The 12,557-nt window shown below is 20.2% G+C and carries 12 protein-coding genes; 2 read left to right on the top strand and 10 right to left on the bottom strand.

Translation table 11 applies throughout. The features are described 5' to 3' along the window. Position 1: 1 nt before the first annotated feature. A complete protein-coding gene (gene rpmH, locus RJT18_RS00060; protein ID WP_343154792.1) occupies positions 2-145 on the bottom strand; it encodes a 50S ribosomal protein L34 in 144 nt (47 codons plus the stop codon). A 228-nt stretch (positions 146-373) separates the two neighbouring features. Here rpmH and dnaN point away from each other — a divergent pair, with 228 nt between their 5' ends. Next, on the top strand, positions 374-1,480 hold the full coding sequence (gene dnaN, locus RJT18_RS00055; RefSeq protein WP_343154791.1) for a DNA polymerase III subunit beta: 1,107 nt from the start codon (positions 374-376) through the stop codon (positions 1,478-1,480). 53 nt (positions 1,481-1,533) lie between these two features. Then, entirely contained in the window at positions 1,534-3,948 is a 2,415-nt protein-coding gene (gyrB, locus tag RJT18_RS00050) for a DNA topoisomerase (ATP-hydrolyzing) subunit B (protein ID WP_343154790.1), read from the top strand. 164 nt (positions 3,949-4,112) lie between these two features. On the opposite strand, the gene atpC is transcribed toward gyrB, so the two are convergent. The 9 genes from atpC to mnmG form a co-directional block, all read right to left on the bottom strand. Continuing rightward, a complete protein-coding gene (gene atpC, locus RJT18_RS00045; RefSeq protein WP_343154789.1) occupies positions 4,113-4,457 on the bottom strand; it encodes an ATP synthase F1 subunit epsilon in 345 nt (114 codons plus the stop codon). A 26-nt stretch (positions 4,458-4,483) separates the two neighbouring features. Beyond that, positions 4,484-5,890 carry a F0F1 ATP synthase subunit beta gene (gene atpD / locus RJT18_RS00040; protein ID WP_343154788.1) on the bottom strand — a complete coding sequence of 469 codons (1,407 nt, stop codon included), beginning with the start codon at positions 5,888-5,890 and terminating at the stop codon, positions 4,484-4,486. A 35-nt stretch (positions 5,891-5,925) separates the two neighbouring features. Further along, positions 5,926-6,795, bottom strand: a complete 870-nt coding sequence (gene atpG, locus RJT18_RS00035) for an ATP synthase F1 subunit gamma (protein ID WP_343154787.1) — start codon at positions 6,793-6,795, stop codon at positions 5,926-5,928. A gap of 18 nt (positions 6,796-6,813) precedes the next feature. Next, complete coding sequence (gene atpA / locus RJT18_RS00030) at positions 6,814-8,355, bottom strand: F0F1 ATP synthase subunit alpha (protein WP_343154971.1); 1,542 nt, start codon at positions 8,353-8,355, stop codon at positions 6,814-6,816. Positions 8,356-8,368: 13 nt separating this feature from the next. Next, complete coding sequence (locus RJT18_RS00025) at positions 8,369-8,905, bottom strand: F0F1 ATP synthase subunit delta (RefSeq protein ID WP_343154786.1); 537 nt, start codon at positions 8,903-8,905, stop codon at positions 8,369-8,371. A gap of 44 nt (positions 8,906-8,949) precedes the next feature. Next, the gene (gene atpF, locus RJT18_RS00020) at positions 8,950-9,405 is read right to left on the bottom strand and encodes a F0F1 ATP synthase subunit B (RefSeq protein ID WP_343154785.1); all 456 of its coding nucleotides are present in this window, start codon (positions 9,403-9,405) and stop codon (positions 8,950-8,952) included. A 75-nt stretch (positions 9,406-9,480) separates the two neighbouring features. Beyond that, positions 9,481-9,720 (bottom strand): F0F1 ATP synthase subunit C, encoded by a 240-nt coding sequence (gene atpE / locus RJT18_RS00015; protein ID WP_343154784.1) that lies wholly within the window; start codon positions 9,718-9,720, stop codon positions 9,481-9,483. A gap of 36 nt (positions 9,721-9,756) precedes the next feature. After that, positions 9,757-10,569, bottom strand: a complete 813-nt coding sequence (gene atpB, locus RJT18_RS00010; RefSeq protein WP_343154783.1) for a F0F1 ATP synthase subunit A — start codon at positions 10,567-10,569, stop codon at positions 9,757-9,759. Between the two features lie 107 nt (positions 10,570-10,676). After that, the gene (gene mnmG, locus RJT18_RS00005) at positions 10,677-12,557 is read right to left on the bottom strand and encodes a tRNA uridine-5-carboxymethylaminomethyl(34) synthesis enzyme MnmG (RefSeq protein ID WP_343154782.1); all 1,881 of its coding nucleotides are present in this window, start codon (positions 12,555-12,557) and stop codon (positions 10,677-10,679) included.

Here is a 12,557-nt window from a genome sequence, read left to right as displayed (position 1 = left end):
TTTATTCTGAAGAAACTGTTAATTTAGATCTATATTTAAATCTTCTTCTATTCAAAATGCGTCTTCCATTTTTAGTAGACATTCTATGTCTAAATCCATGAGATCTATTTCTTTTTAATATTGATGGTTGATACGTTCTTTTCATAAAATTAAATACTCTAAAATAAATATTTTTTAAAATATTATAACTCAATTTTAAAATATTAAAAATTTCATTTAATAAAAAAATACTTTTTTATTAAAAAATACTTTATAAATAAAATTAAAAAATTATAATTTACTAAAAAATAATTAAAAATAGTATATTAATTTTAAAAAAATATATATTAATTGTTATATTAATATATTTAAATTTTACTATACAAAAAATATTATGAAATTCATAATTAAACAAAATAAATTATTAAAAATTTTAAAAAAAACAAATTTAATATTAGTAAAGAACATAAACAGTCCAATATTAGAAAATGTTTTAATAAAATTAAAAAAAAAAAAAATTCTTTTAATATCTAGTAATTCAGAAACAGAATTAATAACTAAAACTTATGTAAAACATGAATTTTCTCCTGGAGAAACAACTGTATCTGGAAAAAAATTATTTAATATATGCAGAAGTTTTAAAAAAAATGTAAATATTTTAATTTATACAAAAAAAAATTTTATGATAATAAAAATAAAAAAAATTAAATTTAAATTATCCACATTATCATCTTTGGAATATCCAAAATTTAGTTCATTAAAAAAATACTCTAAATATATTATTAAACAAAAATATTTTAAAAAAATAATTCAAAACTCATATTTTTGCATGGCAAAAAATGATGCTAGATATTATTTAAATGGATTATTTGTTATATTTAAAGAAAATTTTATACAATCAGTAGCAACAGATGGATATAAAATGGCAATATCTAAAGTATTTTTTAAAAATAAAAATTTTATAAATAATTCTGTAATAATATCTAAAACTGGAATATTAGAATTGTTAAAGTTATTAAATGAAAATGAAGAAAAAATAAATATATTAATAAATAACTATAATTTAAGAATATATACAAAAAAAATAATATTTACTACAAAATTAATAGATGGAAATTTTCCTAACTATAAAAATTTAATAATAAAATATCCAGAGATAAAAATAGAAATAAACTTAAAAATTTTAAAAAGAACTTTAAATAGAATTTTTATTCTTTCAGATACGTCTTTTTATGGAGCTAAATTTTTTATAAAAAAAAATATTATGAAAATAAGTTCTCAAAATGAAGAATATGAAACAGCAAAAGAAAAAATATTAATAAAACAAAATAATAACAATGTTGTTAAATTTAATTTAAACATAAAATATTTTTTAAATATATTACAAAATATTATTAGTGAAAATATATATTTATCATTAAATAAAAATGTTTCAATAATACAAATACAAGAAAAAAATGATATGTCAAATATTTATATGATAATGCCACTAATATTTTAAAAAATTATCAATATAAATATAAAATTATTTATAAAATTAAAAAGAGAAAAACAATGTCTAACTCTTACGATTCGTCTAATATAAAAGTATTAAAAGGTTTAGATGCTGTAAAAAAAAGACCAAATATGTATATAGGAAATACAGATGATGGAACTGGTCTACATCATATGGTATTTGAAGTAGTTGATAATTCAATAGATGAAGCTTTATCAGGTTATTGTAATGAAATATTTATAAAAATGTATTTAGATAATTCAATTTCAATAAAAGACAATGGAAGAGGAATGCCTATAGACGTACATAAAGAAGAAAACAAACCAGCAGCAGAAGTTATAATGACAGTATTACATGCAGGAGGAAAATTTGATTCTGATTCTTATAAAATATCCGGAGGATTACATGGAGTAGGAATATCTGTAGTAAATGCATTATCAGAAAAATTATATTTAACAATATATAGAGAAGGTAAAAAATTTAAACAAATATATAATTATGGTAATCCTATAACAAAATTAAAAAAAATAAAAAAAAGTAATAAAACAGGAACAAAAATAAGATTTTTCCCTAATAAAAAAATATTTACCAACATAAAAAAATTTAATTATGAAATTTTATCAAAAAGATTAAAAGAACTTTCTTTCTTAAATTCTGGAATATCAATTTTTTTAAAATATGAAAAAAAAAATATTACTAAAAAATTTTATAACAATGGAAACATAAAAAACTTTATAAAATTCTTAAATAAAAAAAAAAATCCAATACATAATAAAATATTTTATTTTTTAAAAAAAAAAAAAGATATAAAAATAGAAGTATCAATGCAATGGAATAACAAATTTTCAGAAAAAATATTATGTTTTACTAATAATATAAAACAAAAAGATGGTGGAACTCACTTAGCTGGATTAAAATCAGCTATAACTAGAACCATAAATAGTTATATAGAAAAATATTATTTAAATAATAAAAAAAATAAAATTATAGCAACAGGTAACGATACTAGAGAAGGGTTAAGAGCAGTAATTTTAGTATATATGTCAAATCCAAAATTTTCTTCTCAAACAAAAGATAAACTAGTTTCTTCAGAAATAAAATCTTTTGTAGAATCATCTGTAAATGAAAATTTTGGTGAATACTTACTAGAAAATCCTAATGATTCTAAAATAATAACAGGAAAAATAATACATGCTATTAAAACAAGAGAAGCTGCTAAAAAAGCTAGAGAAATAATTAGAAAAAAAAATACCTTAGATACTTGCTCAATACCAGGAAAATTATCTGACTGTCAAGAAAAAAATCCAAAATTTTCAGAAATATATTTAGTAGAAGGTGATTCAGCAGGCGGTTCTGCTAAGCAAGGCAGAAATAGAAAAAATCAAGCAATATTACCATTAAAAGGAAAAATATTAAATGTAGAAAAATCTAAATTTGAAAAGATGTTGTCTTCAGAAGAAGTCACAAATTTAATAACTGCATTAGGATGTGGAATAATAGATAACTCTTTTTCTATAAACAAATTAAGATATCACAATATAATAATCATGACTGATGCTGATGTAGATGGATCTCATATAAGAACATTATTATTAACATTTTTTTATAGACAAATGCCAGAAATAATAAAGAATGGTCATGTTTTTATAGCTCAACCTCCTTTGTATAAAATAAAATATAAAAATAAGGAAACGTTCATAAAAGATGAAAAAACATTAAACAATTTTCAAATAAAAAATGCTCTAGAAAATTGTAAAATGTATTCATTAACTCCAACTAAGAAAAAAATAAATATAAAAAAATTGTATAAAATAATTTTTAATTATATAAAATTAAAAAATACAATTAAAAATAAACAAAACAAAATTTTTATATTTTTATTTAATCAATTAATAAAATATCCAATATCATTTTCTTTTAAAAATAGAAAAAGAATAGAAAAGTGGATAAAAATTTTAATACATGATTTAAAAAAAACATCTAATAACAATATATTTTACAAATATAAACTAAAAAATAATAATAAAAATAAAAATTTTTCAATAAAAATAAAAAAATATATATATGGTAAAAAATTTGTAATAAAAATAACAAAAAACATCTTCAAAAAACAAGAATATTTAAAAATAAATAAATTTAGTAAAAAAGTTAATAAATTAATTAAAAAAAAAACTTTTATATTAAAAAATAATATTTTATATAAATTTTCTAACTTAAAAAATATGTTAAATAACTTAATAAAAGATGCACAAAAAAAAATAATTATACAAAGATATAAAGGTTTAGGAGAAATGAATCCTAGACAGCTTTGGGAAACAACAATGAATCCAAAAACAAGAAGAATGTTAAAAGTTTCAATAAAAAATAGTAAAAAAGCTAATAAATTGTTTAAAGTTTTGATGGGTGATTCTGTAAAATTAAGAAAAAAATTTATAGAAAAAAATTCTCTAAAAGCAGAAAATATAGATTTTTAAAAATAAAAAATATTGCGGCAGGAATTTAAAAACCCGCCGCTAAATACAATTAAAAAATTTAATTTTTTTTAATATTTTAAATATTTTTTTATAATATTTTTGTTTTTTTAATATAAAATATTAAAAATTATTTTAATTTTTATCAAAATAAAAATTTTGAAATATTAAATTTTATTTTTATAAAAAATATTAGATCTAACAATTTTTTTATATTTTTTTACATTTTTTAAAAAAGATTCTATACTTTTTTCAGATGATAAAAGAACTATGTCGGATAACACTGTAACAAATTTAGGTTGTACTTCTAAAATTCCTTCTGATAAATAAAAAAAATTTTCTATTTTTCTTTCATCTAATATATACAAAAGTCCAGATTTTGTACAAGTTAATAATTGAGAATGACCAGAATATATACATAATTGACCTTCTGAACCAGTAATATAAATTTTAATTACATTATCAGAAAATATTTTTTTTTCTCTACTTACCACATTTAGAAAAAAAGTCATAAAAATCTCACAAAAAATAGTTAAAACTAATGTTTTATATTTTTATTTTTTTCAAATACTTCTTCTATCTTTCCTATCATATAAAAAGATTGTTCAGGAAAATTATCTAACTCTCCAGAAAGAATTTTTTTAAAACCTTGGATTGTATCTTTTAAACTAACATATTTTCCAGGAAAACCAGTAAAAGTTTCTGCCACAAAAAATGGTTGAGATAAAAATTTTTCTATTTTTCTAGCTCTAAATACTAAAAGTTTATCATCTTCTGACAATTCATCCATTCCTAATATAGAAATTATATCTCTTAATTCTTTATATTTTTGTAAAACTTTTTGAGTTTTTTTAGCTGTTTTATAATGATCATATCCAACTATATCAGGATCTAACTGTCTACTAGTAGACATAAGAGGATCTACTGCAGGATAAATACCTAAAGATGATATATCTCTACTTAATGTAACTGTAGAATCTAAATGAGAAAAAGTAGTAGCTGTAGAAGGATCGGTTAAATCATCAGCAGGAACATATACAGCTTGTATAGACGTTATAGAACCGTTATCTGTAGAAGTTATTCTTTCTTGCAAAATACCCATTTCTTCAGATAAAGTTGGTTGATAACCAACTGCAGAAGGAATTCTTCCTAAAAGTGAAGATACTTCAGTTCCAGCTAATGTATAACGATATATATTGTCTATAAACAATAAAACATCTTTACCTTCATCTCTAAATTTTTCTGCTAATGTAAGACCTGTAAAAGCTACTCTTAATCTATTACCAGGAGGTTCATTCATTTGACCATAAACTAAAACTACTTTGTTTAATACATTAGAAATCTTCATTTCATTATAAAAATCATTTCCTTCTCTAGTTCTTTCTCCTACACCAGTAAAAACAGAATATCCATAATGTTCTTTTGAAATATTTCTTATTAATTCCATCATATTAACAGTTTTTCCAACTCCAGCTCCCCCAAACAAACCTACTTTACCTCCTTTTAAAAAAGGACATATTAAATCTATAACTTTTATACCAGTTTCTAAAATTTTGTCATTTATAGGTCTAGATAAATAACTTGGAGGAGATCTATGTATTTCACGATATTCTATTTTTTTTTCTTTATTATTTTTTTTTATTTTTCCTTTTTTATCAATTGGATCTCCTAATACATTTATAATTCTTCCAAGCATAGATTTTCCAACTGGTATTTTTATTCCATGGCCTAAATCCTTAACTTTTAAACCTCTTCTAAGACCATTAGAACATCCCATAGAAATGGTTCTTACTACACCTCCTCCTATATGTTGTTGAACTTCTAAAAAAATATTTTTTTCATTGTTTTTAATTTTTAATTGATTAAAAATCTTTGGAATTTTATTTTTAGAAAATTCTACGTCTATTATATCTCCAATAATTTGAACAATTTTTCCAACGTTCATATTCTGTTAAAACCTTTATAAATGTTTAAAAATGCTTATAAAATTTCTGAACATCCAGATACAATTTCTATAAGTTCTTTAGTAACATTAGATTGACGACATTTGTTATATAATAATTTTAAATTTTTTATTATATTTTCACTATTTTCAGAAGCTTGCTTCATAGCAAAAAATCTAGAAGCATGTTCACAATATAAATTTTCTAACATGCTATAATATATAGTAGACTCTAAATATTTTTTAAATAATTTATTTAATGTAATTTCATTATTTGGTTCATAAATATAATTCCAAAAAAATTTTTTATAAATATTTTTATATTTTTTACTACTGTAAATAGGTAATAACTGAAAAAATTTAGGAACAAAATTTGTAGAACCTTTTGATTCATTACTAACTAAAAAAAATTTTTGAAATTTTTTATTTTCATACATATATATTACATGTTTCAAAATTTTTAAAACAATTTCAAAAAATGAAAACTTTGAAAAATTAAAACTTTTTATAATAAAATTATTAAAATTAGATTTAAAAAAATTTATTCCTTTTTGACCTACAATAATCAATTTTACAAATTTATTAGAAAATTTATCTATATTTTTTAATGTTGTTCTAAATAAATTAGAATTTAAACTTCCACATAAACCTTTATCAGTAGAAATTACTATTATACAAATTTTATCTACTTTCTCTTTATTTATTAAATATGAATTATTAAATTCTACAGAACTTGATATTACATTATTTATAATGCTTAAAATAGATTTTTGATATAAAAAACTATTTTCCATTTTTATCTTTATCTTTTTCATTTTAGATATAGATATCATTTCCATAGTTTTAGTTATTTTATTAGTACTTTGAGTACTATAAATTTTATTTCTTATTTCTTTAATAGACAACATAAAATTTTCCTAAAAATTTTAAAAAAATTTCTTTAAATTAAAGCTTTTAATTACATTAAAAAATTGATTTTTTACAAAAGTATTATATAAACCACATGAATTAATTTCGTTGATTAAACTTAAAAAATTTTTATTAAAAAATTCTAATAATAATTTTTCATATATATTAATTTTTTTTAAAGGAATATCATTTAAAAAATAATTTTCTGAACTAAACAATAATAAACATTGTTCTGCTATACTCAAAGGTTTATGCTTAGATTGCTTAAAAAGTTCAGTTAATTTTCTTCCATGTAAAAGACTATTTTTAGTTTCTTCATCTAAATCAGAAGAAAATTTAGAAAAAGCAAATAATTCTCTATATTGAGCTAAAGAAGTTCTTATTTTAGAAGAAAATTTTTTCATTATATCAGTTTGAGCAGCTCCACCAACTCTAGAAACAGAAATTCCAGGATTTATTGCTGGAATTATTCCAGAATTAAATAAATTAGATTCTAAAAAAATTTGTCCATCAGTAATAGAAATAATGTTAGTAGGTATAAAAGAAGAAACATCACCTTCTTGAGTTTCTACAATTGGAAAAGCAGTCAAAGAACCAGTATTATTTTTTACAATTCCCTCAGTTTTATTAAAAATATATTCTTTATTTACTTTAGATGATCTTTCTAATAATTTAGCATGTAAATAAAAAATATCTCCAGGATAAGCTTCTCTTCCAGGAGGTCTTTTTAATAAAAGAGATATTTGTCTATATGAAATAGCATGTTTAGATAAATCATCATATATTATTAAAGCATCTTCTCCTCTATCTCTAAAAAATTCACCCATAGTACAACCTGAATATGGAGATAAATATTGTAGAGAAGCAGAATCAGAAGAGGAAGCAACTACTATTATAGTATTTTCTAAAACATCTTTTTCTTCCAAAATTTTTACCATACTTAAAATAGTAGACATTTTTTGACCTATAGAAACATATATACATTTTACACCAGTTTTTTTTTGGTTTATTATTATATCTATAGCTATTGTAGTTTTTCCTGTTTGTCTATCACCTATTATAAGTTCTCTTTGTCCTTTTCCAATTGGCGTCATAGAATCTATAGCTTTACAACCAGTTTGTATAGGCTCATTAACCTGAGATCTAGAAATAACATCAGGAGCTTCAGATTCTATTGGAGAATATTTAACAAAATTTAATTTACCTTTACCATCTATAGGCTCTCCTAAACTATTTAATATTCTACCTAATAAACCATTACCTACTGGTATTTCTAAAAATTTACCAGTACATTTTACTTCCATTCCTTCACATAAATTTTTATATTCACCTAAAACAACAGCTCCAACATTATCTCTTTCTAAATTTAAAGCAATAGCAAATTTATTATCTTCTAATAATAATAATTCTCCTAACATAACATCAGAAATTCCGACTATGTTTATAATTCCATCTACAACAGAAATTATTTTTCCTTTACTATAACTTTCACTAAAAATTTTGAATTTAGAAATTCTTTCTTCTATAATATTACTTATAGTCTGTGAATTAAAATGCATCTTTATTATACCTCTAAAATACATCTAATATATATTTTCTTAATTTATACAAATTATAATTAAAACTATTATCAAATATTTTATCATTTATTTTAATTATAAAACCATAAATTATAGATTTATCTAAAACATTATTTAAAAATATCTTTCTAGAAAATTTTTTTTCCATTATATTACATATATTATTAATAAATGTTTTAGATAATTTTTTATTTGAATATATTACAACATCAATAATTTTATTTCTTGTTTTCCAATAATAATAAAACATATTTTTAATATCTTTTAATAAAAAAAGTTTATTATCTTGAATTAATATTTTTATAAAATTATTAAAATTCAAATCTACATCATATTTACAAATTTTTATAAAAAATTTTTCAAATTTTTTTTTTTCTAAAACACAATTAATAAGATTTTTTATACTTGTATTGCAATATAATTTACTACAAAATTTTAACATATTATACCATTTGCAAATAACAAAATTTTTTTTAGAAAAATTAAATGCTGCTTTTGCATATGGCCTAGATAATGTTTTTTTAATCATATTTATATAGTTTTCTCCAAAATTTTATTAAATATAATAAAAACTTATTTTTCAAAAATTTTATCTATATTTTTTCTTTTTAAATATTCCTGTAATATTTTCTTAGCCATGAAAATAGATAAATCACAAGTTTTTTTTTTTAAATCTTCAAACAAAATATTTTTTTTTAAATTTAATTTTTTTATACCTTCATTTATTATTACTTTTCTTTTTTGTTCTGCATTTAAAATAGCAGCTTTTAAAATTAAATTTCTATCATATTTTGCATTTTCAATTATTTCTTTAGCAATTTTTTTAGCAGAATTTATCTTCTCTATAGCTTCTTTTTTTATCTTTATAGATTCTAATTTCGTATCATTTGCAATTTTAAAAGATAAAAAAACCTCTTTTTTTCTATCATTTATAGATTTTATTATATTAGGCCATATAAATTTAGAACAAAAAAACACAAATAAAAAAAAAGATATAATTTGACCTAAAATAGTTGCATTAATATTCATCTATTTTTTCCATAATATTTTTTTTGAATACAAACAAATAAAAAAAATGTATTAATAATTTTAAAAATAAAAAAACTATATAACAGCAAACAAAATATATAAACTAATTCCAACTACTATCATTGGTACAGCATCTACTAATCCCATTATAACAAAAAATTGAGTTCTTAAAGTTGGAATTAAATCTGGTTGTCTAGCAGCCCCTTCTAAAAACTTACTTCCTAATATTCCTATACCAATAGCTGCACCTATAGATGATAAACCTAACATAATTGCTGACGCAATATATAACATTTCTATATTAATATGAGACATTTGATTACCCCTAATTTTAAAAAATTAAAATAAAATTTATTTTTTAATTGCCATAGACAAATATATAATTGATAATGTCATAAAAAGAAAAGATTGTAAAAATATTATTAAAATATGAAAAATAGCTAATGGAACATATAACATCCACTGCATCCACCAAGGAATAATACAAGATATTAATATAAAAATAATTTCTCCAGAATAAATATTTCCAAACAATCTTAAACTTAATGATATAATTTTGGAAAATAAACTTACTATTTCTAATATAAAATTAAATATAAAAAAAAATGGATTAGAAAACGGATGTAAAAAAAAATCTAAAAAAAAATTTTTTATCCCTCTATATTTTATATTATAAAATAATATCAATAAAAATACACTAATAGCCATAGAAAAAGTAATATTTATATCAGAAGATGGAACATATTTTATATTATTTAAATTAAAAAACATCTTAGAAACATATGGAATAAAATCTACAGGTATAATATCCATTAAATTCATTAAAAATGTCCATACAAATATAGTTAAGGATAAAGAAGAAATATAGACATTTTTTTTATTAATTATTTTTTTTACATGATTATCTATAAAAACTATTATAATTTCTATTAAAGACTGAATATTTCCTGGATTTTTAAAACTAAATTTTTTAGAAACAAAAAAAAATGTTATTAAAAATAAAATACATAAAAAATTAGAAAAAAAAATAGAATCTATATTTAAAACCCAAAAATCATTTCCTGAACTGTTATTTATAAAAGAAAAATTTCTTAAATTCATCTGTAAATGAGTTAAATGATGATTAATATAATCTTTAGTATTAAAAATATAAGTAAAATTCATTAAATAAAAACCTTTTATTAAAAATATCTTATTTTATATTATACAAATTTAATTTATAAATACATTTTTAAAAAAACAGAAATATTATAAAAAATCTATCATAAAAATTAACATTTTATAAACTTTTTTTTTATATTAATTAATAAAATAGATATTGCTGCTGGAGTAATACCTTGTATTCTAGATGCCTGACCGATAGAACATGGTTTATATTTATTTAAAATTGAAATAACTTCTTTAGATAAACCTATTATCTTAGAATAATCAAATTTTTCAGGCAAAACAATATCTTCATAAAAACTAACTTTTTCAAGTTCTTTATTTTGTCTTTTTATATAACCTTCATATTTAGAAATTATTTCTGATTGTTTAATAGCTTCTAAATCATTAGACATAAAACTAAAATTCTTTAAAAAATGAAAATTTTCAATATCAAAATTAGGCCTTTTTAGAATTTCATAACAAGATAAACCATTTTTTAAAACAATTCCAAATTTTTTCCTTAAAATAATATCATCTAATGAATTTAAAAATAATTTATATTTTTTCAAATTTTTTATTTCATTTTCTATATTTTTTATTTTTTCACAATATCTTTTCCATCTAAAATTACTTACTGTTCCTAAAGATCTTCCTATTTTTGTTAATCTAATATCAGCATTATCTTCTCTTAAAAAAAGACGATTTTCAGATCTAGAAGTAAACATTCTATATGGTTCACTTGTTCCTTTAACGCATAAGTCATCTATCAAAACCCCTAAATAAGAAAGATTTCTTTTAGGAAACCATCCTGAAGTATTAGAACTATATAAAGATGCATTAATTCCAGCTAATAAACCTTGAGAGGCAGCTTCTTCATATCCTGTGGTACCATTTATTTGACCTGCAAAAAACAATCCTTCTATATAAATGCTCTCTAAAGTTTTTTTTAAATCTCTTGGATCAAAAAAATCATATTCTACAGCATATCCAAAATTTAATATTTTTGAATTTTCTAATCCTTTTATAGAATATAAAATTTTTTTTTGAATACTCTTAGAAAAACTTGTAGAAATTCCATTTGGATAAATATAAAAACTATTTATTCCTTCAGGTTCTAAAAAAATTTGATGTTTTTTTCTATCAGGAAATCTAATTATTTTATCTTCAATAGATGGACAATATCTTGGACCTACACTATTTATAACTCCAGAATACATAGCACTTTTTTTAATATTATTCTTTATAATATCAAAAGTTAATTCATTAGTATATGTTATATAACAAGGAATATGAGGTAATCTTTTATATTTCTCATTTAAAAAAGAAAAATTAGATCTAATTTTATGACTTTTTTGTTTTTCTAATTTATTAAAATTTATAGTTCTAGAATCTAATCTAGGAGGAGTTCCAGTTTTTAATCTCCCAAATCTAAAAGGAAATTTTTTTAAATTTGAAGATAAATCTATAGAAGAAAAATCGTTAACTCTGCCACCAATAGAACATTTTTTTCCTAAATAAATTTTACCATTTAAAAAAGTTCCTGTAGTTAATATAACAGATTTAGAATAAAACCTATTTCCAGAACTTGTAATTACTCCTGTTACTTTATTATTTTTTAAAATTAAATTTGAAACTTCATATTCCATTATGAATAAATTCTTTCTATTAAACAAAAATTTATGAACATATTTTTTATAAAAATATCTATCAACTTGCATTCTAGTAGATCTTACAGCAAATCCTTTATTAGTATTTAAATATCTAAATTGTATACAAGATCTATCAGCAATCCTTGCCATAATTCCACCTAATGCATCTATTTCTTTAACTAAATGACTTTTACCTATACCTCCTATAGAAGGATTACAAGACAGTTCACCTATTTTATTAATATTTTGAGTTAACAATAAAGTTTTCATATCCTTTTTAGCTGAAATAATAGAAGCTTCCGTTCCTGCATGCCCACCACCAACTACTATAACATCAAAATTAATTAGTTTTATCAT

Origin of the sequence: Buchnera aphidicola (Pseudoregma panicola) (assembly GCF_039376655.1) — a bacterium.
Taxonomy (GTDB): Bacteria; Pseudomonadota; Gammaproteobacteria; order Enterobacterales; family Enterobacteriaceae; genus Buchnera_G; species Buchnera_G aphidicola_C.
This window is presented reverse-complemented; position numbering and strand designations above follow the sequence as displayed.

Coding starts and splice junctions, on each gene's coding strand:
- rpmH (WP_343154792.1), bottom strand. CDS start 145: ATGAAAAGAACGTATCAACCATCAATATTAAAAAGAAATAGATCTCAT.
- dnaN (WP_343154791.1), top strand. CDS start 374: ATGAAATTCATAATTAAACAAAATAAATTATTAAAAATTTTAAAAAAA.
- gyrB (WP_343154790.1), top strand. CDS start 1,534: ATGTCTAACTCTTACGATTCGTCTAATATAAAAGTATTAAAAGGTTTA.
- atpC (WP_343154789.1), bottom strand. CDS start 4,457: ATGACTTTTTTTCTAAATGTGGTAAGTAGAGAAAAAAAAATATTTTCT.
- atpD (WP_343154788.1), bottom strand. CDS start 5,890: ATGAACGTTGGAAAAATTGTTCAAATTATTGGAGATATAATAGACGTA.
- atpG (WP_343154787.1), bottom strand. CDS start 6,795: ATGTTGTCTATTAAAGAAATAAGAAATAAAATTTATAGTACTCAAAGT.
- atpA (WP_343154971.1), bottom strand. CDS start 8,355: ATGCATTTTAATTCACAGACTATAAGTAATATTATAGAAGAAAGAATT.
- RJT18_RS00025 (WP_343154786.1), bottom strand. CDS start 8,905: ATGATTAAAAAAACATTATCTAGGCCATATGCAAAAGCAGCATTTAAT.
- atpF (WP_343154785.1), bottom strand. CDS start 9,405: ATGAATATTAATGCAACTATTTTAGGTCAAATTATATCTTTTTTTTTA.
- atpE (WP_343154784.1), bottom strand. CDS start 9,720: ATGTCTCATATTAATATAGAAATGTTATATATTGCGTCAGCAATTATG.
- atpB (WP_343154783.1), bottom strand. CDS start 10,569: ATGAATTTTACTTATATTTTTAATACTAAAGATTATATTAATCATCAT.
- mnmG (WP_343154782.1), bottom strand. CDS start 12,557: ATGATAAAACTAATTAATTTTGATGTTATAGTAGTTGGTGGTGGGCAT.